This window comes from Campylobacter sp. MIT 99-7217 (genome assembly GCF_006864365.1).
Classification (GTDB): domain Bacteria; phylum Campylobacterota; class Campylobacteria; order Campylobacterales; family Campylobacteraceae; genus Campylobacter_D.
Genome location: NZ_QHLJ01000008.1, coordinates 1 through 24200 on the forward strand (window position 1 = coordinate 1; position 24200 = coordinate 24200).

The 24200-nt window shown below is 33.9% G+C and carries 23 protein-coding genes, 1 other RNA gene and 1 pseudogene; 19 read left to right on the forward strand and 6 right to left on the reverse strand.

Annotated features, from left to right (window positions below; genetic code table 11):
- The 9 genes and pseudogenes from DMB92_RS09180 to DMB92_RS07205 all read left to right on the forward strand — a co-directional run.
- Positions 1 to 274 (forward strand): annotated as a pseudogene (locus DMB92_RS09180) (DNA methyltransferase); the annotation flags it as partial.
- Positions 271 to 1215: a Dam family site-specific DNA-(adenine-N6)-methyltransferase gene (locus DMB92_RS07170; RefSeq protein ID WP_142682377.1), complete on the forward strand. Its 945-nt coding sequence runs from the start codon at positions 271 to 273 to the stop codon at positions 1213 to 1215. The pseudogene DMB92_RS09180 and the gene DMB92_RS07170, both read left to right, overlap by 4 nt.
- 1 nt (position 1216) lies before the next feature.
- Positions 1217 to 2749 carry an AlwI family type II restriction endonuclease gene (locus tag DMB92_RS07175; protein WP_142682378.1) on the forward strand — a complete coding sequence of 511 codons (1533 nt, stop codon included), beginning with the start codon at positions 1217 to 1219 and terminating at the stop codon, positions 2747 to 2749.
- Positions 2750 to 2751: 2 nt separating this feature from the next.
- Positions 2752 to 3513, forward strand: a complete 762-nt coding sequence (locus DMB92_RS07180) for a pseudouridine synthase (protein ID WP_142682379.1) — start codon at positions 2752 to 2754, stop codon at positions 3511 to 3513.
- A 17-nt stretch (positions 3514 to 3530) separates the two neighbouring features.
- A complete protein-coding gene (locus DMB92_RS07185; RefSeq protein ID WP_185900177.1) occupies positions 3531 to 4043 on the forward strand; it encodes a type I restriction enzyme HsdR N-terminal domain-containing protein in 513 nt (170 codons plus the stop codon).
- A gap of 212 nt (positions 4044 to 4255) precedes the next feature.
- Positions 4256 to 5650, forward strand: a complete 1395-nt coding sequence (locus DMB92_RS07190) for a dicarboxylate/amino acid:cation symporter (RefSeq protein WP_142682381.1) — start codon at positions 4256 to 4258, stop codon at positions 5648 to 5650.
- Positions 5651 to 5825: 175 nt separating this feature from the next.
- Positions 5826 to 7277 (forward strand): C4-dicarboxylate transporter DcuC, encoded by a 1452-nt coding sequence (gene dcuC, locus DMB92_RS07195; RefSeq protein WP_142682382.1) that lies wholly within the window; start codon positions 5826 to 5828, stop codon positions 7275 to 7277.
- Between the two features lie 29 nt (positions 7278 to 7306).
- Positions 7307 to 7792 carry an S-ribosylhomocysteine lyase gene (gene luxS / locus DMB92_RS07200; RefSeq protein WP_142682383.1) on the forward strand — a complete coding sequence of 162 codons (486 nt, stop codon included), beginning with the start codon at positions 7307 to 7309 and terminating at the stop codon, positions 7790 to 7792.
- A gap of 65 nt (positions 7793 to 7857) precedes the next feature.
- A complete protein-coding gene (locus tag DMB92_RS07205) occupies positions 7858 to 8853 on the forward strand; it encodes a hypothetical protein (protein WP_142682384.1) in 996 nt (331 codons plus the stop codon).
- 3 nt (positions 8854 to 8856) lie between these two features.
- On the opposite strand, the gene DMB92_RS07210 is transcribed toward DMB92_RS07205, so the two are convergent.
- Both DMB92_RS07210 and DMB92_RS07215 read right to left on the reverse strand, forming a co-directional pair.
- On the reverse strand, positions 8857 to 9426 hold the full coding sequence (locus DMB92_RS07210) for a YceI family protein (protein ID WP_142682385.1): 570 nt from the start codon (positions 9424 to 9426) through the stop codon (positions 8857 to 8859).
- A 48-nt stretch (positions 9427 to 9474) separates the two neighbouring features.
- Positions 9475 to 9861: an HIT family protein gene (locus tag DMB92_RS07215; protein ID WP_142682386.1), complete on the reverse strand. Its 387-nt coding sequence runs from the start codon at positions 9859 to 9861 to the stop codon at positions 9475 to 9477.
- 79 nt (positions 9862 to 9940) lie between these two features.
- On the opposite strand from DMB92_RS07215, the gene DMB92_RS07220 reads away from it, so the two are divergent.
- The 7 genes from DMB92_RS07220 (at position 9941) to DMB92_RS07250 (ending at position 18225) form a co-directional block, all read left to right on the forward strand.
- Positions 9941 to 10543 carry a putative metalloprotease CJM1_0395 family protein gene (locus DMB92_RS07220; RefSeq protein WP_142682387.1) on the forward strand — a complete coding sequence of 201 codons (603 nt, stop codon included), beginning with the start codon at positions 9941 to 9943 and terminating at the stop codon, positions 10541 to 10543.
- 19 nt (positions 10544 to 10562) lie between these two features.
- Complete coding sequence (map, locus tag DMB92_RS07225) at positions 10563 to 11321, forward strand: type I methionyl aminopeptidase (RefSeq protein ID WP_142682388.1); 759 nt, start codon at positions 10563 to 10565, stop codon at positions 11319 to 11321.
- A gap of 284 nt (positions 11322 to 11605) precedes the next feature.
- Positions 11606 to 15187 carry a pyruvate:ferredoxin (flavodoxin) oxidoreductase gene (gene nifJ, locus DMB92_RS07230; protein ID WP_142682389.1) on the forward strand — a complete coding sequence of 1194 codons (3582 nt, stop codon included), beginning with the start codon at positions 11606 to 11608 and terminating at the stop codon, positions 15185 to 15187.
- A 3-nt stretch (positions 15188 to 15190) separates the two neighbouring features.
- A complete protein-coding gene (locus DMB92_RS07235) occupies positions 15191 to 15526 on the forward strand; it encodes a hypothetical protein (RefSeq protein WP_142682390.1) in 336 nt (111 codons plus the stop codon).
- Positions 15507 to 16934, forward strand: a complete 1428-nt coding sequence (gene mshL / locus DMB92_RS07240; protein WP_409513403.1) for a pilus (MSHA type) biogenesis protein MshL — start codon at positions 15507 to 15509, stop codon at positions 16932 to 16934. Before DMB92_RS07235 ends, mshL begins: the two co-directional genes overlap by 20 nt.
- Complete coding sequence (locus tag DMB92_RS07245; RefSeq protein ID WP_142682392.1) at positions 16931 to 17617, forward strand: ATP-binding protein; 687 nt, start codon at positions 16931 to 16933, stop codon at positions 17615 to 17617. The genes mshL and DMB92_RS07245 overlap by 4 nt, the downstream gene beginning before the upstream one ends.
- 2 nt (positions 17618 to 17619) lie before the next feature.
- Complete coding sequence (locus DMB92_RS07250; protein WP_142682393.1) at positions 17620 to 18225, forward strand: transformation system protein; 606 nt, start codon at positions 17620 to 17622, stop codon at positions 18223 to 18225.
- Here DMB92_RS07250 and DMB92_RS07255 read toward each other — a convergent pair.
- Entirely contained in the window at positions 18222 to 19406 is a 1185-nt protein-coding gene (locus DMB92_RS07255; protein WP_260604777.1) for a molybdopterin molybdotransferase MoeA, read from the reverse strand. The two genes, DMB92_RS07250 and DMB92_RS07255, sit on opposite strands and share 4 nt — an antisense overlap.
- Positions 19407 to 19413: 7 nt before the next feature.
- Positions 19414 to 20010, reverse strand: a complete 597-nt coding sequence (locus DMB92_RS07260) for an isochorismatase family protein (protein ID WP_142682394.1) — start codon at positions 20008 to 20010, stop codon at positions 19414 to 19416.
- A 125-nt stretch (positions 20011 to 20135) separates the two neighbouring features.
- Between DMB92_RS07260 and ffs the strand changes: the two genes are divergently transcribed.
- An RNA gene (gene ffs, locus DMB92_RS07265) (signal recognition particle sRNA small type) lies at positions 20136 to 20233 on the forward strand.
- A 4-nt stretch (positions 20234 to 20237) separates the two neighbouring features.
- Here the strand turns inward: ffs and DMB92_RS07270 are convergent.
- Entirely contained in the window at positions 20238 to 21494 is a 1257-nt protein-coding gene (locus tag DMB92_RS07270; protein ID WP_142682395.1) for an HD domain-containing protein, read from the reverse strand.
- A 111-nt stretch (positions 21495 to 21605) separates the two neighbouring features.
- On the opposite strand from DMB92_RS07270, the gene queC reads away from it, so the two are divergent.
- Both queC and DMB92_RS09295 read left to right on the forward strand, forming a co-directional pair.
- On the forward strand, positions 21606 to 22289 hold the full coding sequence (gene queC / locus DMB92_RS07275; protein WP_142682396.1) for a 7-cyano-7-deazaguanine synthase QueC: 684 nt from the start codon (positions 21606 to 21608) through the stop codon (positions 22287 to 22289).
- Positions 22290 to 22460: 171 nt separating this feature from the next.
- A complete protein-coding gene (locus DMB92_RS09295) occupies positions 22461 to 22778 on the forward strand; it encodes a hypothetical protein (protein ID WP_221886253.1) in 318 nt (105 codons plus the stop codon).
- A gap of 280 nt (positions 22779 to 23058) precedes the next feature.
- Here the strand turns inward: DMB92_RS09295 and DMB92_RS07285 are convergent, their stop codons facing one another.
- Entirely contained in the window at positions 23059 to 24111 is a 1053-nt protein-coding gene (locus tag DMB92_RS07285; RefSeq protein WP_142682436.1) for an MBL fold metallo-hydrolase, read from the reverse strand.
- Positions 24112 to 24200: the final 89 nt, after the last annotated feature.

The window sequence follows — 24200 nt, forward strand, 5'->3', positions numbered from 1 at the left end:
AAGTAAATACTGTCAAAATGAAGCCTTAAAAGCTTTGAAAGATTTGACTTCAAACTTAGCTCCTATTAGCAAAAATATAGTGATGACTTATAATAATACTTATAATTCTAATTCAAGTTCAAGCCAAAATAAGATAAAATTAGAAGAAATCAAAGCCCTATTAGAAGAATATGGAAAAACAAGGCTTTTTAAGCTTGATTTTAAGCCCTTTAGTGCTGGAAAAACAGAGTTTAAGGATCATAAGGAAATCATTTTTTTAAGTGAGTTAAGATGAAAGAAGCGACACTTTTTGATGAATTAGAGGATTTATCACTTTCTTTTGATTATCTGCGTTCGCCCTTTTTTTATGTGGGGGATAAATTTAAGCTCATGCCCCAGCTTTTAAATCTTTTTCCAAAACATATAAATACCTATATAGAGGCTTTTTGCGGAGGGGGAAGCTCTTTTTTAAATGTAAGGGCTAAGAAATATTTACTTAATGATAAAGATGAACATATCATAAATTTACACCGCTTTTTATCAAGCAAGGATATGAACTTTTTAGAGGAGCTTTTTAAGCTTATTGCTCATTATAAGCTTTCTTGTTCGCTTAAAAATATAAGTCCTGATTTAAGTATGAAAAAGGAATTTAAAAAGACTTATTTTGCTAGGTTTAATAAGGAGGCTTATTTAAATTTAAGGGCTGATTTTAATGCTGATAAAAAGGATCTAGCAAGGCTTTATTTGCTTTTGATTTACGGCTTTAACCGCTTTTTGCGTTTTAATGCTAAGGGAGATTTTAATCTACCTGTTGGCAATGTGGATTTTAATCTTAATGTTTTAAATGCTTTAAAATCTTATTTTTCCTTTATGAAAGGCAAAGAGCTTGATTTTTACAATCTTGATTTTGAGGATTTTTTAAAAAAACTTGATTTAAAAAAAGATGATTTTATCTATCTTGATCCTCCTTATCTTATCAGCAGTAGCGAGTACAACAAGCTTTGGAGTGAAAAAGAAGAAAAAAGACTTTATGAATTTTTAGCCAAGCTTAATAGCAAAAAACTTCGTTTTGGCTTGAGCAATATTTTAAGGCACAAGGGCAAAACGAATAAGCTTTTAGAAAAATTTATGCAAAATTATGAAAGCTTTGTTATTAAAAGTAATTATATAAGCTTTAATGATAATAGCATTAAAAAAGATAGCCTTGAGGTTTTTATAAGAAATTATAAGGATTAAAATGGCAAAAGCTAGTTATAAAATCTTATCATTTAGCACAACTATGAGATCAGCTGAAAGAATGGCTTCTTTTTTAAAGCTTTTAACCCCCTTTGAAAATCAAATTTTAAGCCACGAGCTTATTATGCAAATCGTAGCAGAGCTTATAAAAAATAAGCTTTATGTTCCCGTTTATGCAAACAAAGCTTTTAAGCAAAGTGAAGAAAATTTTAGCGACAAGCAGGTAAAAATCATCATAGAAAATTCCCCTCAAAATCATAAAGAAGCTGGATTTGATAAGGGTTGGGACTCTCGCTTTGATACTTGGTATAAGTTGATGATGGAATTTGGCTTTTGTTTTTATGCTATGAATAAGCCTTTGATTATCTCACAAGCAGGACATTTGCTTATAGATGCCTTTAATGAAAATCCTAGCAATGATGAAAAAATTGCAAATATCTTTTTAAATTGCATGATGAAATATCAAAGCAAGAATCCTTTTAGGAAGGTTTTAAACGATAATAAACCCTTAATTTTGCTTTTGCAAACGATGAAATTACTTAAAAGTAAAACTAAGGATAGTAAGATACATAAGCTTGAGCTTCCTTTTTTGCTTTGCTATCCTGATGATAATGCTTTAAATTTAGCTGATTTTATCCTAGCTTTTAGAAAAGAATATCCTAGTTTTAATTATTCGGGCGATATTATTTATGAAAAATGCCTAGAGCTTTTAAACTCAAAAAATACTCTTCGTTTTAAAAAGGTGCAAATTCTTAGAGAAAGCATTGATGAATATATAAGAAAGATGAGAATTACAGGTATTATTTCTTTGAGAGCAAATGGTAGATTTTTGGATTTTAATAGCTTTGAAATGCCAAAAATTGAGTATATTTTAAAAAATTATAAGAGCAAAACTCGCCATTTCAAAGATAAAATAAGCTTTTTTAACTATATGGGAGAAATTAATACTCAAATTTTTAATTTAAATTCGAGCGAAAAAAGCGATACAAAAGAGAGTTTAAAGCTTCAAAGCCTAGAAAATTTTGCTAAAAATTACACAAGGGAGCAAATTTTTACCGAACTTAAAATCTTAAATAACAAAAAATTAAGTAGTAAGGACGAGCTTTTTAAATTTATCCCTGAGCCTTTAAGATTAGAGTTTTTAAGTGCTATTTCTTTGAAGCAAAATTGTGTAAATTTAAAGGTATTGCCAAATTATATTATCGATGATGAGGGCTTGCCAAAAAGCCATGCAGGTGCAAATTTGGCAGATATTATTTGCCTTGATAAAAAAAATAAAAGCATAATCGAGCTAAGTCTTATAAGCTCAAAGGCTCAGCTTAGCCTAGAATTAATCCCTATCACAAGACATTTAAAACAAAGCAAGGCTGATTTTGCTTTCTTTGTTGCTCCAAACATACACGAGGACGCTAAAATTTATACAGAATTTATCAAATACAAAGAAAAGCTTGATATTACAAATTTAAGTATTTTAGATTTTATAGAGCTTTTAAGCTCATGCTTTGATAAAAAATTACCTTTAAAAAGAGTTTAAAAATGCGTATAAATAAATTCATCTCGCACAATACAAAATACTCTCGCCGTGAGGCTGATGAGCTGATAAAGCAAGGAAAAGTGAAGCTAAATTCAGCTCTTGCCAAGCTTAGCGACGAAGTTAAGGATACGGACAAGCTTTTTATAAACGGCAAAAGAGTGCATAAGAGGAGCAAATTTAGCGTCATCATCTATCACAAGCAAAAAGGCGAGCTAGTAAGCAGCAAGGACGAGCGAGGAAGAAGGCTCATTTATGATAGCTTACCGCGTGAATTTAGAGCCTTTAGAAGCGTGGGCAGGCTTGATTTTGCGAGTGAGGGTTTGCTTTTGCTAAGCGATAGCCCTGTGATCGCTGATGCTTTGATGCACAGCGACCTAGAAAGAGAATACTACCTCAAAGTGCGTGGCAACATAAGCAAAGAAGTCACTGAGGCTATGCAAAATGGGCTTGAGATCAAAGACGAGATCAAAGGTGCTCACGCAAAGACCAAGATCACTTCGATGAGCTTTGCTCCTTTTTTGAGCTTTGAAATTTTTGGCGCAAGTGGGGGTTATACCAAGCTAAAAGTGCTTATCAATGAGGGGAAAAATAGAGAGCTAAGGCGTTTTTTTGGGCATTTTGACTTAGAAGTTGTGGAGCTTAAACGCGTCGCCTTTGGGGTGCTTGAGCTTGGCATGCTAAAGCCCGGCAAATACCGCTTTTTAGAAAAAGGCGAATATGAAAAGCTTAGGGATTTTTTAAAAACGAATGCGGTGTATTATTAAAAATTTAGGGGATAATGATGATTAGCAAAGAAAATTTTAAAGAAGTATTAGAAATTTTAGGCTTTAAGCAAAAGGGTAAAAATTTTTATGAAAAGCACTTTAAAGAGCAAAATTGTGATTTAAAGGTTGATTTTGAAAAAGGCGAGCTAATCTATCCAGAGCAAATAAAAAAAGAGTCAAACACCACAAGCAACTTTAGCCAAAATGAAAATTTTGTCGTTTTTGAGTGCGTTAATAGACTATTAGAAAAGGGCTACAAAGTAGAGCATTTAATACTAGAAAAAACTTGGAGCTTGGGGCATTCAGGCAAAAGCGGTAGAGCTGATATTAGTGTATTTGATGAAAATAACGAAAATATACTTTTAATCATAGAGTGCAAAACCGCAGGCAATGAGTATAAAAAAGCTAGAAAAGATCTTTTTGATGATGAGAGTGGCAAACAGCTTTTTAGCTACGCCGCACAGGCTCGCTCCACAAAATGGCTAGATTTATACGCTAGTGATTTTGATATAAATAAAAACAAAGCCTAAACAAAGGTAAATTGAAGTAAAATTTAAAGCTTCATAGTCTAAATTTAGCCTTTTATCAAGGCTAAATTTAAGTTTGCTTAAATTTAGCAAAGTAAAAATTTAAGGATCTAAATTTTTCAAAGCTTTTTTGAAATAACATAAAAATTTAAATAATTTATGTTATAATCCACGCCTTAGTTTGCAGTCTGCAAAATCACTTCCTAGGTCTTTTTATGGAAAATTTTCTTATTAATTTCTTTCATTTATCTCAATTTCAAAGTGTTTTTATACTTTTTTGTTTAGGCGTTTTGTTTTTTGTTTTTAGGGCTTTAAGGTCTAAGTTTAGCCTTGCTTTACTTATGTTTGTAGCTCTGATTTTAGGCTTTGTTTTGGGTTTTGTTTTGCTATATTTTGCTGATTTTCAAAATGTAGCCCAGCTTAAAAGTTTAAATTCTCAGCATTTTGTCCTAGAGGTTCAAATTTGGATAAGCTTTTTAAATTCTGTTTATCTAAATATTTTAAAGCTCTTAATCATACCTTTAGTTTTTATTTCTTTGATCAATGTTTTACTAAATTTAAGCCAAAACTTAAGCTTTAAAGCTGTTTTTTCAAGGGTCTTTTTTTGGCTTTTGCTTTCAACTGCACTTTGTGCTATCATAGGTATAGTTTTAGCTCTTTTTGGCGAGCTTGGAAGCAGTTTTGCTGTAGTAGAAAGCACAAGAACGCTTAAGGAAGTCAAGGGCTTAAATGAAGTGATTTTAGGTTTGATCCCAAGCAATATCATTAGTGCTATGAATACAAATAATATCTTAGGTGTCATCATTTTTGCCTTTATTATAGCCTTTGGAGCTTTGAGCTTAAAAGAGAAAAAAGGCTTTAGGATTTTCAAGCTTTTGGTGGGCTTTTTTTATGAAATGATGATAAAAATTTGTCTTTTTGTGATCAATTTAATGCCTTTTTTCATCATCACGATGATAGCCTCCACCCTTTTAGTCAGTGGCTTTGAAAGCATTAAAAATGCTTTTTATTTCATACTTTGGCTTTATATAGCTTTTATTTTAGCCTTTGTTTTGCATGCAATCATGCTTTTAATGCACGGCTTAAATCCTCTTTTTTATTTCAAAAAAGCCTTGCCAGCTTTACTTATGGCATTTAGCTCAAGAAGCTCGGCAGCGACTTTGCCTGTAAGCATTTCAAACCTCACGCAAAGGCTTGGAGTAAGCAGTAGCACAGCTTCTTTTGGGGCGAGTTTAGGCACAACTATGGGAATGAATGGTTGTGCCGGGTATTATGCTACTATGATAGCTATTTTTATGTATAATGCCTTAAATATCCCTGTTGGATTTGGCGAAATTTTGATGATTGTTATTTTGTGCGTTATTACTTCTTTTGGTATAGCTGGGATTCCTGGTATTACGATAATGATCATTTCGGTTATGCTTTCAGGACTTGGTCTTGAGGAACATTTTGCCTTACTTGCTGTGATTTTAGCCATTGATCCTATACTTGATATGGCAAGAACTTGTACTAATGTCTCAGGTGCTATGGTGGCAAGTATTATCACAGATAAAGAGCTTAAAAATCTTGATATTCAAAAATATAAAGAAAATGAAAAAAATAGCCTTTAAATTTAAGGGCTATTTTTAAAATCTCATTTGTTTTTATTTAAGTAGTGATAGAAATTTGACCTTGTTGATCATTTTGCAATTTTTCAATCCTTGATAAAGTATGAAAAAATAAATTTTTTATGTTATTTTTGTGCTAAAATATAAAAATATTTTGATCAATATGAAAGGAGAAATTATGAGTTTACTCATGATTTTAGTAACACTTGTTGCGGTTGTGATCGTGGGGTATTATATCCTCAAATCTTATCACCCTGTTTTCGTCTTTTTCTTTTCAGGCATTATTTTGCTAATTGCTGCTTTTTATTTCACAGGCACACCTATACCTAGCGGAGCAAAAAGAGCACCTGAAACGATGACTTTTTGGACTACTTTGCTGGATTCTTTTGTCTTTATCACGGACACTTTTAAAAAGCAACTTGCAGGTGTGGGACTTATCATTATGGCAGTAGCCGGTTTTGCAGGTTATATGAAGTATATCAATGCTTCAGCAAAGCTAGCTTATCTTTCAAACAAACCACTAGGCAAAATTCAAAACAAATATCTCATTTTAAGTGGGACCTTTGTTGTGGGCATGGCTCTTAAGATAGTGATTTCTTCTTATGCTGGGCTTATGCTTTTGCTTCTTGCTTGCATTTATCCTGTGCTTGTTTCTTTAAAAATTCGTCCTATCACAGCTGTTGCCGTGCTTTCTTTGATAGGTATTGATTATGGTCCAAAAGATGGTAACACAGTTCAGCTTGCAGGTATAGTTGGACAGCAAGATAATGTGGTCGGGATTTTCCTTGATTATCAAATTTATCCTGTTCTTGTTTATGTAGTTCTTTTGGCGATTTTGATCCCTTTTTATTTTTCTTATATCGATAAAAAAGACGCAAAAAATGGCGTTGTTGATGAGGCTGTTGAGATAGGAGAGATCATAGATCCAAAATGCCCGACCTACTATATCTTTTTTCCATGGCTTCCTGTGGTATTTTTATTTGCGGCGTATTTTTTAAATTTCAAGCTTGATGTTGTTACTGTTATTTTTGTGTCTATTGCTATTGTTTTCATTATAGAATTTATCAGACACAGAAGCGCTAAGGTGCTTTGTGATGGTATGGTTGTGATCTTAAAGTCAATGGCTGATATTTTTATCTCAGTTGTAAGTATCATCGTTGCAGCAGGTGTTTTTGCTGAGGGTATTAAAGCACTTGGCGGTATAGGCACTTTGGCTGAGATCGTTTCTGGAATGGGTGCTTCAGCCGTGATTTTAACCATTGCTATACTTAGTTTTATCGTGTATTTTGCTACTGTTATCATGGGTTCAGGTATCGCAGCCTTTCAAGCCTTTGGTAAAATAGCTAATGATATAGCTCCAAAACTTGGTATCCCACCGATCACCCTTGTTCTTCCTCTTGAAATCGCTTCTTGCTTGGGAAGATCAGCTTCGCCTATTGCTGGTGGTGTTATCGCTCTTGCAGGCTTTGCAAAGGTAGCTCCTATGGAGATCATCAAACGTACTATGCCACTTTTAATCATAGCCATGATAGCTAATATCCTTACAGCTTGGTGGCTTACCACAAAAGATGTGCCTGAGTATATGAAAACCGCACCACAAACAAACACAGAGCTTATCAAACATGCTTGATAAGCTTTTTTAGATGAAAGGAAAAAATTATGCCATTACTTGATAGTTTCAAAGTCGATCACACTATAATGCCAGCACCTGCAGTGCGTTTGGCAAAAACCATGCAAACACCAAAAGGAGATACGATCAGCGTTTTTGATCTGCGTTTTTGCGTGCCAAACAAGGACATTTTGCCAGAAAAGGGTATCCATACTTTAGAGCATTTATTTGCCGGCTTTATGAGGGATCATTTAAATTCAAATGATGTTGAGATCATTGATATTTCTCCTATGGGTTGTAGAACAGGCTTTTATATGAGCCTGATAGGAAAGCCTGATGATGAAAGGGTTGTAAATGCTTGGAAAAGTTCTATGCAAGATGTTTTAAATGCAAAGGCTATCCCAGAAGCAAACAAATATCAATGCGGCACTTGCACGCTTCATTCCATAGAAGAAGCAAAGCAAATCGCACAAAATGTTCTTGATAAAAACATTGGCATAATGGATACTCAAAAGCTTCTATTAAAAGACTTGTGATGAGGGCGGGTAAAACTCGCCTTTAAGTTTTATTGACTTCCTAAATTTTCATATAAAGGGTATCTTTGGATATATTAAATTTAAGCTATTCATTTTTTAATTTTCTTAGTGTATTTTCCTTTATGCTTGAAATTTTAGCCTTAGCTCTTAGTTTTTATTTTAAAAAAAGTAAAATTTTTTTTATAGTTTTAGCTCTGCTTTGCTCTAGAAGCTTATATCTTTTTTCAAGCCTTTATCAAGCACATGTGTTTAATTTTTTATTTTTACCCTTTGTTTTTATGCTTTTTTGTGTGCTTAGAAGCACTGAGCTTATCTTTGAAAAACAAAATTTAAACAAGCTTGCTGTGCTGTTATTTGTAGGCGTTTTAGCACTTTTTTTAAGTAAAAATACAAATTTTAATGCCGCTTTGGGCGAAAAGCTCTTTAGTGTTGATTTATTTTTTACTCCTTTGAGTGATTTTAGTTTTATTTTCTTTTTGATTTTGTTTGTATTTTTAGCTTTTTTTACTTTTTTCAAAAAAGAAATTTATCTTTTATCAGCCTTTTTCTTAGCTTTCTTGCAATTTTTATTTGAAACAAGCTCAAAATCTTATTTTTTTGAATTTGCAAGCCTTGTTTTTGTTTATAAAATCCTTTATGAAAACTATCTTTTGGCTTATTTTGATCCTTTAACAAAATTTGGAAATTTTAAAGCCATGCAAAGATTTTTAGTAGGGCTTAAAAACTGCTCTTTTGGGATCATGCGTATAGAAAATTTAGATAAATTAGATCCTAAAACGACTAAAATAGTTCTTAAAAAAATATCTAAAATCCTCAAACACCAAGATTTTAAATACCAAATTTTTATGAAAGATAAGGATTTTGTATTTATTTTCCAACAAAGCGATAGCAAGCTTTGCAAAGCTTTTTTAAGTCATTTAGAAGAAGGATTTAACAACACCAAATTCGAGCTTTCACAAGGGCTAAAACTAGAGTTTAAATTTGGCTTTACTACGCTAAAGAGTAGTTTTGAAGAAAGTTTTTTAGAGCTTGAAAAAAGCTTAGCTCCAAAAGGAGCTTAAGCCTTATTTTGCGTTAGCTTCAATATCGATTTGAAGTTTGATTTCATCACTTAGTGTTATAGTTGAGGTATCTTTTGCAAATTTAAAATCACTTCTTTTGATCATTCCGCTAAGAGAAAAACCAAGTTTTTTAGTGCCTCTTTGCTCGCCTATACCGCCTATTTCAGCATCTAAAGTGATGTCTTTTTTTACGCCAGCTATTGTAAGAGTTCCTGTTACCTTACCTTCTGTATCGCTTACTTTTTTATAAGATTTCATCACAAAAGTCATGTCAGGGTATTTTTTAGCTTTGAAAAAATCATCTTGTTGGAGGTGATTATCTCTTGTTTGGTTGTCTGTATCTACTGAAGCAACTTTGATTGTGGCTTGAATTTTGTTAAAGCTTTTGCTCGCTTCATCAAAATCAATCAAACCCTCATAATCCTTAAAATTTCCACTTACATTGCTGATTTGCAAGTGCTTAATCTTAAAACCTACATTTGTATGAGTCTTGTCTAGGGTAAATTCAGTAGCACTTAAACTTGTAGCAAATAATGAAGCTACGACTAATGAGCTGGCAAGTATTTTTTTCATTTTTTGTCCTTTGAGTTGAATTTGTAAGGAAATTAAAACAAAAGAATATTAATAAAAATTAAATGTTTGTTTATTTTCTAAATTCTTAATAAAAAAGTCTATAAAATCCTCAAATTTAGGTAGTTTCAAATCCACCACTTCTCTTTGTTGCTTTCCCCACATGCACTCAGGAAAAAAGGCATCTTCTTTGAAACGAGCCATGACATGAAAATGCACTCTTGGAACATAGTTTGCAAATGAAGCGATATTGATCTTATCTGGCTGATAAAACTCAAGCAAGCTTTTTTCGCAAAAAAGCACCCAAGAAAAAAGCTCTTTTTGTATATCTAAGGGACAATCACTAAGTTCTTTATACTTTTCCTTGGTAAAAATTTTAATCCAAGGAATTTGGGATTTTTCTTGCTCAAAATAAAAATTTGTATTTTCGTAAAACATATTTTTCCTTAATATTTTTATCTCAATTTTAACAAATTTTTAGATATAATCAACAAAGAATTTAATTTTAGGTTAGAGCATGCAGATACAAGGTTTTTCAAGTTCGTATTTTTCTCATACTTCAAGTTCTATGCGTGAAGATAAGGACTTATCTTCAAATTCTACTTACGCCAATGAAGAAGATTCAAAAAATGAGGTTCAAACTGAATTAAGTGAGGCTGAAAAAAGAGTTGTTCAAGAGCTTCAAGCTACGGATACAAAGGTCAAAGCTCATGAAATGGCTCACATGGCAGCAGGTGGTGGTTTAGCAGGCTCTGCTAGCTACACTTATGAAAGAGGTCCTGATAACAAAATGTATGCTGTTGCTGGGGAAGTGCCTATTTCTATGCAAGAAGGTCGCACTCCTGAAGAAACCATAGCTAATGCAAGACAAATACAAGCTGCGGCAATGGCACCAGCTGATCCTAGCCCTCAGGATTTTAAAGTAGCAGCAAGTGCTATGCGTATGGAGATTGAAGCAAGGGCTGAAAAAGTCAAGATAGAGGCTGAAGAAAGATCTCAAGAGCAAGCTGAGCAAGAAGAAGACGAGACAAAAAATCAGGACTTAAATAACAAAAATCAGCTTATCAAAGCTTATGAGCAAGATAATGCTCAGGGTTTAATGCTCGATAAGGTTTCTTAAATTTTTAAAGGGATATTTTATGATACAACTTAAAAAACCCCAAGAAATAGAAAAGCTCCGCAAAGCAAATCAAATCGTCGCCCAAACCTTAGATTTTTTAGAAGAAAATATCAAAGTCGGCATGAGCTTAAAACAAATAAGCCAAATGGCTGAGGAATTTATACTTTCAAAGGGTGCAAAGCCATCTTTTAAAGGACTTTACGGCTTTAGTGGGGCGATTTGCACCTCTTTAAATCAAATTTGCATACATGGAACTCCTAATGACACCTTGCTTAAAGAAGGCGATATTTTAGGTGTTGATGTAGGGACCTTGCTTGATGGGTATTATGGTGATGCGGCAAGAACTTTACCTATAGGTCAAATTTCAAGTAAAGATGCCGAGCTTATCGCTTGTGCAAAAGATGCACTTTATCATGCTATTGATATTATCCGTGAGGGTATGCATTTTAAAGAGCTTTCCTATGCTTTGCAAGAATTTATTTTGCAAAGAGGTTTTGTGCCTTTGAGGGATTATTGTGGTCATGGTATAGGCAAAACGCCTCATTCAGAGCCTGAAATACCAAACTATCTTAGGGCTGGAGTCAATGCCAAAAGTGGACCAAAAATCAAAAATGGAATGGTTTTTTGTGTAGAACCTATGGTGTGCCAAAAAGATGGAACTCCTGTGCATTTAAATGGCAAATGGGACGCTGCAAGTAAAGATGGGCTAAATACAGCTCATTATGAGCATTGTTTAGCCATAGTGGGTGGCAGGGCTGAAATTTTATCTCAAAGCTGATTAAAAATACGCTAGTTTGTGAAAATTCTTAACAAAATTTAACTTCAAAACGCTAGAGTTTTATCCTTTCTAATGCTTTATAGAAATGCTTTGATTATATTTTACATGTATTATTTACTCAACTAAATTTTATTTGTTTAATTGTTACATTTTGAAATAATTTTTATGAATATTAAGAGCTGTTGCAAGGATAAGTGATTTAGATTTAACAAAAATTAAGTAAGTTTTATATATCATTGTAAGAACTTACATGATATTTAAATTTAAACCAAAGGAATTGCCAAATGGGTAAAAAAATTATGAAAACTATGGACGGCAATGAAGCAGCAGCTTATGCTTCTTATGCTTTGACTGAGGTTGCTGGAATTTATCCTATTACTCCTAGCTCTCCTATGGCTGATCACACTGATGCCTGGGCTGCTCAAGGGAAGAAAAATATCTTTGGAATGCCTGTTAGAGTGGTTGAAATGCAAAGCGAGGCAGGAGCAGCTGGAACTGTGCATGGCTCTTTACAAGCTGGGGCATTAACCACGACTTATACAGCTTCTCAAGGGCTTTTGCTTAAGATTCCAAATATGTATAAGATCGCAGGGCAGCTTCTTCCTTGCGTAATCCATGTAGCAGCAAGATCCATTGCTTCTCAGGCTCTTTCTATCTTTGGAGATCATCAAGATATCTATGCAGCAAGACAAACAGGCTTTGCCTTGCTTTGCTCTCACTCAGTGCAAGAGACTATGGACTTAGCAGGACTAGCTCATCTTTGTGCGATTAAGGGTAGAGTGCCTTTTTTACACTTTTTTGATGGCTTTAGAACGAGTCATGAAATTCAAAAAATCGAGCTTATGGATTATGCTGATTTAGAAAGACTCGTAGATAAGGAAGCTATAAGAGAATTTAAAAACTCCTGTCTTACTCCTGAAAATCCAAAAACCAGAGGCACAGCTCAAAATGATGACATTTATTTTCAAACAAGAGAGCTTGCAAATCGCTTTTATGATGCCCTGCCTGATGTGGTAAATGATTATATGAAAGAAATTTCAGCCATTACAGGTAGAATTTATAAGCCCTTTGTGTATTATGGAGATCCTCAGGCTGAAAGGATTATCATTGCTATGGGTTCTGTTACTCAAACCCTAGAACAAGTGGTTGATTATTTAAATGCAAAAGGTGAAAAAGTAGGGATACTCAAGGTTTATCTTTATAGACCATTTAGCTTAAAATACTTCTTTGATGTTATGCCAAGCTCAGTTAAAAAAATAGCGGTCTTAGATAGGACTAAAGAACCCGGAAGCTTAGGAGAGCCTTTATATCTTGATGTAAGAGCAGCCTTTTATGGTAGGGAAAATACCCCTCTTATAGTAGGTGGTAGATACGGTCTTTCTTCAAAGGATGTTAATCCAGCTCAAATGTTTGCCGTTTTTGAAAATTTAAACCAAGCTAATCCTAAAAACAACTTCACAGTAGGTATAGTCGATGATGTAACCCATACTTCACTTGAGGTAAAGGACAATATTTCTTTAAGCAATGAAAGCACTACAGAATGCCTTTTTTACGGACTTGGTGCTGATGGAACTGTGGGTGCTAATAAAAACTCTATTAAGATCATAGGCGATGAGACTGATTTTTACGCTCAGGCTTATTTTGCCTATGATTCGAAAAAATCAGGAGGCTATACGAGAAGTCATTTGCGTTTTTCTAAAAAGCCTATTCGCTCAACCTATCTTGTAACAACCCCCCATTTTGTCGCTTGTAGTGTGGCTGCTTATCTTGAAACTTATGATGTGCTTGAGGGCATACGCAAAAATGGCACTTTCTTACTCAACAGCATTTGGTCGCCTGAAGAAACCATTGAACATTTACCAAATAAGGTAAAGAAAATTTTGGCTGAACAAGAGATTAATTTTTATATTATCAATGCTACTAAATTAGCTAGGGATATAGGGCTTGGAAATCGCACCAATACCATTATGCAATCAGCCTTTTTTAAGCTTACTGAGATTATTCCCTTTGAAGATGCGCAAAAATATATGAAAGAATTTGCGAAAAAAACTTATGGAAATAAAGGCGATGCTATCGTTGAAATGAACTGCAAAGCTATTGATATAGGAGCTGATGGACTAAAAAAAGTTGAAGTTGATCCAAGTTGGAAAAATTTACCACAAGATGAAGAAAAAGAAGAAATTCATGCTTATAAGGGGACTGAATTTGTGCAAAAAATCGCCAAGCCTATGGAAGCAGCTAAGGGTGATAGTTTACCTGTGTCAGCCTTTTTGGGTTATGAAGACGGTTCTTTTGAAAGTGGTACAACAGAGTATGAAAAAAGAGGGGTTGGGGTGCTTGTGCCTCGCTGGATAGAAGCTAATTGTATCCAGTGCAATCAATGTGCCTCAGTTTGCCCTCACGCTGTGATCCGTCCTTTTTTAATCAATGATGATGAACTTGAAAAAGCACCACAAGGCGTAAAGGATCATGCTCTTGATGCTAAGGGAACGAAGGGAGAAAAGCTTAAATTTAAGATCCAAGTAAGCCCTCTTGATTGCACGGGTTGTGAGCTTTGCGCCCAAGAATGTCCAACCAAAGAAAAATCCTTAGTTATGGTTCCTTTGGAAGAAGAAATGGACTTTGGAGAGCAAGAAAATGCGGATTATCTTTTCAAAAAAATAGCTTATAAAGATGATATTGTAGCTAAAGAAAATGTTAAAGGAGCTCAGTTTGCTCAGCCTTTATTTGAGTTTCACGGAGCTTGTCCTGGTTGTGGAGAAACGCCTTATATCACTCTTGTAACAAGGCTATTTGGAGAAAGAATGATTGTAGCCAATGCTACTGGTTGTAGTTCTATTTATGGAGGTTCAGCCCCATCAACTCCTTATAGAAAAAATATAAAAAGTGGTCATGGTCCTGCTTGGGGAAATTCTTTGTTTGAAGATAATGCTGAATTTGGTTTTGGTATGAAGGTAGCTGTGGATACTATAAGACACCGCATAGAAAATATCATGCTTGAAAATATGGAAAAAGTGCCTAATGCTCTTTCAGCTCTTTTTAAAGAATGGATAGCCAATAAAGAAGATGGAGCAAAAACTACAGAATTAAGAGATAAAATGCTTCCTATTTTAGAGGCAAATAAAGGACAAAAAGCCATTGATGAACTTTTGGAGATCAAACATTTTATCACTAAAAAATCCCAGTGGATCTTTGGAGGCGATGGCTGGGCTTATGATATAGGCTATGGTGGGCTTGATCATGTTTTGGCTAGTGGGGAAAATGTCAATGTTTTGGTTTTGGATACTGAAGTGTATTCAAATACAGGAGGACAAAGCTCAAAATCTACTCGTACAGGTGCAGTAGCTCAGTTTGCAGCAGCGGGTAAGCCTGTTCAAAAGAAAGATTTGGGACAAATTGCTATGACTTATGGCTATATTTTTGTTGCTCAAGTTAATTCAAATGCAAATTATAATCATGTGATTAAGGCTTTAATGATGGCTGAAGCTTATGAGGGACCTTCTTTAGTCATTTGTTATTCTCCTTGTATAGCACATGGCATAAAAGGGGGCTTGGGACATTCTGGAAATCAGGGCGAACTTGCTACAAAATGTGGATATTGGCCTCTTTATACCTTTGATCCTCGTTTGCAAGATCAGGGTAAAAATCCTCTAAATTTGGTTGGAAAAGAGCCTGATTGGGATCTTTATGAGTCTTTTTTGATGAATGAAGTGCGTTTTAATTCTTTGAAAAGAACAAATCCTGAACACGCAAGTGAACTTTTTGCTAAAAATAAAGCCGACGCACAACGCAGATATAGACAACTTAAGCGTTTTGCTAGTGCAGATTTTAGTGATGAAGTAGGCGAAAATCATAGTAAGGATTAAATTTTGAATAAGAGTATATGCTTTGCCGTCTTGTCAGCTTGCATGATTTCTTTTGCTATGGCTGATTATAAGACTTATTTTACAAATTTGCAGAGCATATACACTTTTGATGTTTTAAGTTTAGAAAGTCCTTTTGAAGACACACAAAATCAGCTTTATTTGCAAGCTTTGTTTCCCAAAAAAGCAAAGATAAATGGAAAGTGGTATAAACAAGGCGATGTGATTTCTAAGAATTTGAGATTAGAAGCTATAAAAAGTGATTTTGTAATGATAAAAGAAGATGAATATTCTTTTAAACTTAGTCTAAAAAGGATTAACCATAAAATTCTTATCCCTTAAATTTATTTTTGTATTTCTTTGTGTCCTTTCTTATGCCGAGGCAAATTCTTGTCAAAAAAATCTTTTTGATATACAAATTTTAGAGGAAGTGAGTTTAGAGGAAAGTTTGCAAGAATTAGCCTTACTTTGCACTTTTAGTATTGTGGTTAAAGATGAAAAATCAAAACAAAAACTTAGTCAAATGCAAAAAAATATCTATATCAAACAAATGAGTTTGAAAGAAATTTTTGATCTTTTGCTTCAAGAAAATAACCTACACTATGATTTTAATGGCAAGGTCCTTGCTATTTCTTATATAAAAACTCAAAGTTTTAAGCTTAGTTATATAACCTCTATAAGAGAGGGACAAAGTATCACAAAGGCTTCGGTCGATACAAGAGCAAGACAAAATCTTGCGAGTGCAGATGAAAATCTTGATGATAATATGATCAAAACGCTTGAAAAATTTGATTTTTGGGAAACTATAGAAAAGGAATTGTTTGAACTTTTAGAACAAGCTGATCGGGAGGAAGGAGCTAAAAATCCTATCATCAATGCAAATGCGGGACTTATCACGATAAGTGGCACTTTCAATCAACTTAAGCTTGTCAGTAGCTATATCAAAAATTTACAAGAAAGATTAAAAAAACAAGTTATTATTGATGTAAGTATCATCGCTGTAAAACTCAATAAAACGCATTCTAGTGGGATAAATTGGCAAAATTTTAATATCAATTTTAGCTCACAAGCTACAGATACAAATTCATTTATAAATTTTCAAAGCAATAACAATGGATCATTTTTTGTTAAAAATTTAGGACTTAGGGCTGGGATTGATTTTAATTCGGTTTTAAATTTTCTCTCAAGCAATGGAGAAACAAAGGTTCTTTCAAATCCAAAACTTATGGCTTTAAATAATCAACAAGCCATAATCTCAGTAGGCGATACGATTAATTATCAAGTCAAAGAAAGTTCGAAAAGTACAGATAGCGGTACGACAGTGAGCGAAATTTATAATAATTATTCCATTTTTGTGGGTATTTTGCTTAATATTTTGCCAGAAATTTCAGATGAAGACAAGATTATGCTGAGGATAAATCCAAGTTTGAGTGATTTTAAGTATGTTCAGGATAATCGTCGCCAAGATATACCCCGTGCCATAGCCCCTGATACAGTGCAAAAAAAGCTTTCTACTGTTGTTCAGGTTGAAAATAACCAAACACTTATTTTAGGAGGATTGATCAGCAAAAATGAAGCAAGTGATGAAAACTCCATTCATTTTTTATCTAAAATTCCTCTTTTTGGGAATTTATTTAGAGGAGAAGAAAATAGCTCAAACACCACAGAAATAGTTTTTATCATTACTCCTCTCATCGTTTCTATGGAAAATAGTCCACCCTCTTTAACTGATCTGGGTTTTAGCATATGAATTTTATTAAGCTTAAAAGTCAAATTTTAGCTTATGAGAGTATTTTAGCTGCTCTTAATTCCAATAAAAGACTTATTTTATTGATAGGAAAAAGTGGTAGCGGTAAGAGTTTTTTACTTGAGTTTCTTGCTAAAAAACATAATTTTTTACTTTTGAATGAACCATTTTTTGAGGAAAAGACATTTTTAGCAAGCTTATATAAAAAAGCTTTTCATGAGGATAAAATTCTTGATTTTCAAAGTTTATTTGATATTTTAAGAAGTAAAAAAGAGGATAAATTTATATTTTTACTTGATGAGGTAGGCATGTATGATGAGTGTTTGCTTGAGAAGATTCGTATTTTAAGTGATTTGCATAATGTATATTTTGTTTTGAGCTTGCATAAAAAACAAGCTTTATTTGAAGAAATGCATTTAAAAAGTAGACTTGGTATAGAGCTTAGGCTTGGGGATTTAAGCTTAGAAGAACTTAGGATTTATATTGAACAAAAGCATGAAATAAGTGGATTTAAAAAGGCTCATTTAAAATGGCTTGATAGGGTTTGTTTTTCAAATTTAAGAAGCTTAGATAAGATTTTTGAAACTTTTTTAAAACTTGAAACCTTTTACCAAAAGGAAAATATTATCAAAAAGCATAAAGAACTTTTAGAACTTTGTGCTTTGCACCATAATTTATTAGGATAGTTATGACAAAAACTCAGATCTTAGAACTTGAAGAAAGATATAAAAAATTTAGACTAAAACGCTTGATGAAGAGATTTTTGCTCATTATTTCTTGTGTATTTTTATGTTGTGGTCTGTATTTTTTCTTCCTTATGCACCAAGAAAAAGAAGAAGCACTAAATTTAGCTCTTAAAGAAAAGAAAAATTTGACTCAAAAACTTGAACTTGCAAAGATAAAAACACAAAAACAAGAAGTTCTTTTACAAAGGCGTATTGACAAAGCAGAAAATGAAAATAAAGAAGATACGAAAAAAGAGAAAATTTATGTTCGTGCATATGCCTTAAATCCTGCTCAAACTAAAAGAGATTTTTATAAAAAGCCAAGTTTTAAAAATGCCATTTTATTAGCTCATTTTTATTTTGAAAATAAGGCTTATGAAAAGAGTAAATTTTGGGCTTTAAAAGCAAATGAAATTGATAAAAATAACCCAGAGGCTTGGGAAATTTTTATCAAGAGCAAGCTTTATTTAGGTCAAAGAAGTGAAGCCTTGCAGGTTTTTACAGCTTATGTAAGTTTTTATAATCCAAGTAATGCACAAGAACTTAAGGTTTTGCTTGACGAGTTTTAAGGCATAAGCATGATTTTTACAAGTTCTCCTTTTTTAAGCGAGTTTGGTGCAAGCATTAAAGCACTTTGATGATTTAAATTTCCTATGATAGCACTTGAGCCTTGTTTTTTGCCCTTTAAATCAGCATAAATTTTACCACCTTCAAAGCTCACATTACAAGCTACAAATTCCAAAAAAGGCGATTTTTTTTCAAAATCTTCTCTTAAAAAAGCCTCAAAAATATGTATTTTTTCTTGCAAAAGCCAAGAATTTAAGATCTCTCTTGCAAAAAGGCTAAACATGACCATGGAAGAATAAGGAAAGCCGGGCAGTGCAAGTATAAATTTGTCTTCAAATTTAGCTATTTTGATATGACGACCCGGTTTAACACTAACCTTGTCAATGATCAGTTCATACTCACGCATAGCCTTTTTCAAAAAGTCAAAATCCCCCATAGAAACCCCACCCGTGCTTACTAAAATATCACAGCTTTTTAAGGCGTTTGAAAGACTTGTTTTAACAAGATTTTCATCGTCTTTTAAAAGAGGAAAGATAATGGCATTTGCTCCAAGTTTTTTTGCTAGGTTGGCTAGGGCTATGTGATTTGATGAGCGAATTTGTGCTGGATTTTCTAAGCTTTCTCCCAAATCCTTGATCTCATTTCCACTACTTAAAATTCCAACCACAGGCTTAATAAAAACAGCGATATGAAAATACCCAAGCTCAGCAAGCAAAGCCAGCTCACTATAAGAAAGCTTTGTGCCTTTGGCTAGCAAAAGCTCGCCTTTTTTATAACTTTCTCCTACCTTTCTTACTGCAAAACCAAGATTTACTTTTTCTTTGATTAAGAGCAAATTTTCTTTGATCTCGACATTTTCAATCGGCACAAGGGTATCACTACCCTCACACATCAAAGAACCTGTATAAGTTTTCACACAATCCTTGCCCTTTAGGCTAAAACAAGGCATAGAACCTGCCGGGGTCATACCCAAGATATCCAAGTTTTCATCTTGTTCGCTAAATTTTATCGCAAAGCCGTCCATTGAAGCTGTAGGATAGGCTGGATAGTCTTGTAAAGCAACGATATCTTCAGCCAAAATCCTATCTAAACACTGAGTAATGGCTATTTTTTCAATTTTTTCGTAAGATTTGATATGAGAGTGCAAAAGCTCAAGGCTTTGCTCAAAAGGCATTAAATTCATCTTTTTTTCACTTTATCAAGCCACTAATGGCTTTAAAATTTTCATTTTTTGCATCAAGCATGTGTCCAAAAAGCACACTTTCAACATTGGTAATATTTGCTCCTAGATCCCTCATTAGCTCTAGAGCATTTTGATGATTTTCTTTTGCTCTGGAACTTAAACAATCTTCAATAAGCCAAATCTTATAACCAAGCTCTAAAGCATGAATAACACTTTGAAGCACGCAAACATGAGTTTCTATACCAAAGATAAACAAATTTTTAGGAGCTTGTTCTTTGATGAAGGCACAAATTTGCTCATCTGCAAAGACAGAAAAAGAGATTTTTTCCAAGAGCTTGCATTGAGGTTTTGGACTATGTTTTTCAAGTTTGCTCAAATCCTCAATGCTTTCAAACTCTATTTGTTTGCAGGTTGAACCAAGCCCTTTTGGGTATTGTTCAGTAATAAGAGTTTTTATACCAAAAATTTGAGCAGCTTTAAGTAGGGTATTTGCATTTTTAAGCACCTTATCTTTGTAACACATCACAGGAATCAGCCTTTCTTGGATATCAATACCCAAAAAAAGCGAATTTGAAGCATCAAAAAGACTTGTTTTTGATTTCATAGTCTCTCCTTTTTGCTTTGATTATAGCTTTAAAATGATTAATTATGCTTGAAATCATTGAAATTTATATGCTTTTTATCATTCAAAGCTTTTTAAGCTTTTTTTCGTTATTATCATTTTGCTCTTTCTTAGACCTGTGCAATGCTATTTTTAAGCACCGCTTCAGGGTGGGAACACAGCAGAGCACTTGATCTTAGTGTGTGCCGCAGTCATCTGGGAAAGGGTTTTTACTCGGTTTTTATCTCTAAAATTTTATAAAGATTAAAATACTGCATAAATTCTTCACAGATTTCATAAAAATTTACAGCTTGAATGCTGGGCTGATCTTTGAAAAACTCAAACATTCCCAAAAATCCGCTCTCAAGCTCCCTAGATTTTACCCCATAGCTTATGGAAAGTCCAGCTTCTATGAAAGCAGCGATTTTATCGCAATACTTCAGTGCTTTGCCATCAATTGCTCCAAGTTCGTTTTCATTGCATGAGTTTAAACTCCCGCTAAAAGCACTTGCAATGCCGTTTTTAAAGATACGATTTTCAAACTCGTTTTTGATAAATTTAACGCCCTCGCTCGTTTCTTCCTTTCTAATGCCCAAAATATAGGCAAATTCATCTTTTAAATCACTTGGCACAAAGGGTAAAATTCTATCATTAATAAGCTTCATTTCATATTCGCCAATAAGCTCGTGAAGTCCCTCAATGCCGTATTTTACAGGGCTTATAATATCTCTTGTAAGACTTTCAGGAAGATCATGAAACAAGGCACAATAAAAATTATTCTCAAGCCTCTTATCGCAAGCTTTAATTTTAAGCGAGTAAAAATAGCTCAAAATCGCCACCACAAGCATATGGCCAAGCACGGCTGTTTCTGGAATTCTAGGCGTTTGCGCCCAACGCTTTTGAAAGCGAAGTCTCCCGCTTAGATCGATAATTTTAGCAATTTTTTGATTTAAAGCAATTTTCCTAGCCCCAATGAGTTCATAATAATCCTCCAGCTCCTCCTCGACCTTATTTTTAATCTCATCAATATCATTTAAAAAAGCTGAGGTTTGATACACTATGTTAAATTCCCATTTTGTCGCAAAATACGAAGCAGCCTTTAAAATGAGTCTTTCTTTGGCGTATTCTTTCGAGTTTAAATAGCTCTCAAAACGGCTTAAAAACGCTCCTTCTTCGATATCCTCGATCAAAGGCTCGATCTTGCTTAAAACCCAAGCATTGACCTCATCTTTTTTTTGACGCACGATTTCGTGATACACATCAGGGCGGATATCAGTTACCACAACACGGCTTAAAAACTCGAAAATTCCACCCTCGATAATCACCCTCATATCCACATCTTTTTCCATTTTTGCGATAAAATAAGCGATGATAAATTTATGAGCTTGCTTATCAAGTTCGACTAAATTTGCCATTCTAGGATAATCATTCCAGCGACTTATAGAAGCAGCTTTGAAAATATGTTCGATTAAATTTACACTTATCATTGTTTGATCCTTATTTTTTCGTAATTTTAACACAATTTAACCAAGCTTTTGCCTATCAAATTTAAAAAATTTAGCTAAAATCCTAAACGCAAAAAATTTAAAGGATAAAAAATGAGCAAAAAAGCCCTTTGTATCATCAGTGGCGGTATGGACAGCACGCTTTGTGCGTATTTAGCAAAAAAGCAAGGTTATGAGATCATAGCGCTTCACTTTGACTATCTTCAACGCACGGAAGATAAAGAAAGGCGGTGTTTTGAGCAAATTTGCAAGGCTTTAAATGTGAGTAAATCTTACATTTTAGACGCTCATTTTATCAAGCAAATCGGTGCAAATGCCCTTACTGACACGGGTTTAGCCATTCCAAAAAATGAGCTTAACAAAGGAGAAAATCCACCCATTACCTATGTGCCTTTTAGAAATGGCATTTTTTTGAGCATAGCCGGAAGCTTGGCAGAAAAGGAAGCTTGCGAAAGCATTTTTATAGGCGTGGTTGAAGAAGATGGCAGTGGCTATCCAGATTGCACGAAAAGTTTTATTAAACAGGCTCAAAATTTCATTAACGAGGGAACGAGTAAGAATTTTAAAGTAAGCCTTGAAGCCCCTTTACTTGAGCTTAATAAGGGACAAATCGTAGCCCTAGCACTGCAAGAAAATGTACCCTTAGAGCTTACTTGGTCTTGCTATGAGAGCGAGGATATGGCTTGCGGGGAGTGTGATAGCTGCTTGCTTAGACTAAGAGGCTTTGAAAAAGCAGGTGTGAAAGATAAGATAAAATATAAGAAGCTAGAAATTTAAGACAAGGAAGAAATGTATTTTCTTTCTTTGGGATTTGGCTTACCAGCTTTTTGTGCCATTTTTTAAAAAAGTTTAGGACAACTAAAGATTTTAAAAAAAGGTAAGCTTTTAATCTTGCTTTAAAGCAAAAACAATATAATTATTTTGTAATTACTTTTTGAAAGGCAAATCATGGTTAAACTTATCAAAATAGGCAATTCACAAGGCATAAGATTACCTAAAAATATCATCGAAGAAGCTAAGTTGCAAGATTGTGAAATTGCACTTAAGCTTTGTGATGAAGGGCTTTTGCTCAAGCCTTTAAAAGCAAGTAGAAAGGGCTGGGACAATGAACAGCTTAAAGATGCTTTAATGATGCGCTTAACTTTACCCGATAAAAAAGGCTTTGATCTTTGCGATCAAATAAGACGCGTTAAAACAAGGAGTAAAAGACTTGAAGAAAAAGAAATAAAAAAACTAGAAAGCATTTTAAGAGAAATGTTTGAGTAAAAGCCTTTTTTAAATCATTTCATATCCTGTATCCGCTAAGGACAAAGCCTGAAAAGGCACAAAGTGCAATTATGATAGCAAATCGCTTCATTTTAGCTTCTTAATTTTTGATAGCTGTATTTTAATTTATTATATTTAAAAAATATTAAGACAAGAAAAGCATTAAGGCTGAGATTTTATCTTGATAGATTTTAATAATAAATAAAATAAAACACACAAGAATTATAGCCCTTCTCCCTAAGAATTTGCTTAAATTCTTAGGTGTAAAATAGCCTTTAGCTTAGTTTTCGTCCCACCATTTTTCTTTTAAACTCTCATCAAATTCCTTATCAAGCTCGATGAGTTGTCCTATTTTTGGCGTAAGATAGGGCAAATGAAGCTCTTTAAAGGCTGAGTGCAAAAATTTCACAGGCTCGTTCCAGCCATGAGTACCAGCCTTAAACCTCGCCCAATGGATACTCATCACAGCCTTTGCGTTAAGATCATGGGCTTCTTTTACGATTTGCTCAGGAAAAGAATGCGAGCTTTGCCAAGCCTTGTTAAAATGTCCGCTTTCAAGGCAAGCAAGATCAAAGCCTCCAAAAAGATCGCCGATTTTCTTAAAATGCGTAGCATAGCCTCCATCAGCACTCCAAAAAAGTCTTTTCACTCCAAATTTTCCGCTAAACTCAAAGACAAAAGAAGCCCAAAGACTTTTGTTAAAACCATCTCCCCTGTTTGAATTGTGCTGTGAGGGTGTGGCGATGATTTTGACACTTTCATTTTTCCCACACTCAAATAAAGCTCCTTGCCACCAGTCAAACTCAGCTATGCGTTCGCTTTCAATGCCAAATTTTTTTAAGTATTGTCCTACTTTTAGAGGAGCGATAAAAAGTGTGGCTTTATTTTTAAGAGCTAAAATGCTTTTTTTATCCAGATGATCAAAATGCGAATGCGTGATTAAAACAGCAAAGACCTCGCCAAAGTCTTCAGCTTTAAAACAATGCGTTTGTTTAAAGGCTTGATTGATAAATTTAATGGGCGAAGCGTGCATAGTAAAAAGCGGATCAATGAGAATTTTAAAATTTCTAAATGCTAAAAAGGCTGAAGAATGTCCAAGCCATGCTAAAACAGGGCTTTGAAAAGATTTTTTAAAATCGCTTTTTACGAAAGGAAGTTTTGTTTTGGGTGAGGCGTTTTTTACTTGGGTTGTGTAGTAGTTAATGACTTGTTTTAGGGCTACTTTTGGTGGAAAAATGGCTTCTTTGCTTTCGTTTGCAAAGATGAGCTGTCCCTTGTGTAAAATTTGATTTGCCTTATTTTGTCCCTCTATTTCTATGCTTTTTACCGAAATTTTATGATCATTTGTATATTTTTCCAAAGATAAAGCCTTAAAAAATAATATGTGAAATTGTAACTTAAATTTATAAATTCAGCTTCAAA